General features: G+C 48.4%; 1 pseudogene. It reads right to left on the bottom strand.

Annotated elements, in window-relative coordinates:
- Nucleotides 1-1,123 (bottom strand): annotated as a pseudogene (locus J3U67_RS04015) (hypothetical protein); the annotation flags it as partial.

Below are 1,123 nucleotides of genomic sequence, written 5' to 3'. Positions count from 1 at the left end.
CAGACCGGTTGAAGTACTGCTGCTCAGGCTGGTTAAGCCTGTGCTGGCACTAGCCAGTCCTAATTGAGTGGTGCTGGTCAGCGTATCCACTTTGTTATTAACATTAGTCAAACCTGCTGATGTGGCACTGCTCAAGCTGCTTAGTCCAGTACTGCTGCTGTTCAATCCTGCCTGCGTCAAAGTAGACAGGCTGTACATCTGAGCACCGTTAATGGCATCACTAGAGCCGGCACTGATATTTCCGTCAGCAATACCGGTCAGATTCTGCGCACGACCGCCACGAGTGGCATCATAAGCGTTCACTGCATTGTTCCATTGCAGTGCATCCTTTTGCAGATTACCTACATTGGTATTGGTATCACTCAAACCAGTTGACAGACTGCTTACACTCTTAATTACTGTACTGAGGCTATCAGTAACGATGGTAGACAGACTACCCAACTGATTTTTGGTTACCTCATTCAGGTTAGTAGACAGGCTGCTTAGTCCGGTTGAAGTAGAACCAGACAAACTAAACAACTGGCTACCGTTAATTGCATCAGTAGAATCCAAGGCTACCCGGCCGGCCGCTACATTAGTAATACGTTGAGCTGTACCACCGCCATGACTGGCATCGTAAGCTGTTAGCGAACTATTCCACTGTAAGGCATTTTGCTGCAGGGTGGTCAGGTTCTGATTTGTGCTACTCAGACTGGATGTCAGACTGGTCAGACCGGATGAAGTACTGCTGCTCAGGCTGGTTAAGCCTGTGCTGGCACTAGCCAGTCCTAATTGAGTGGTGCTGGTCAGCGTATCTACTCGTTCATTGACAGTAGACAAACCTGCCGATGTAACACTACTTAAGCTGCTCAGCCCCGTACTGCTACTGCTCAGTCCTGCCTGTGTCAGAGTAGACAAGCTGTACATCTGGGCGCCATTGATGGCATCACTTGAAACAGCGCTAATATCTCCACCAGCAATACCGGTCAATTTCTGAGCATGGCCATTACGGGTTGCATCAAAAGCACCGCTCACACTATTCCATTGTAATGCATTTTGCTGCAAGGCTGCTACATTGGTATTGGTTTCTCTCAGACCTGTAGACAGGCTGCTTACATTTTCCGTTACCGTACTGAGACTGTTT

Origin of the sequence: Snodgrassella sp. B3837, from assembly GCF_026535955.1 — a bacterium.
In the GTDB taxonomy this organism is placed as follows: Bacteria; Pseudomonadota; Gammaproteobacteria; order Burkholderiales; family Neisseriaceae; genus Snodgrassella; species Snodgrassella alvi_E.
This window is presented reverse-complemented; position numbering and strand designations above follow the sequence as displayed.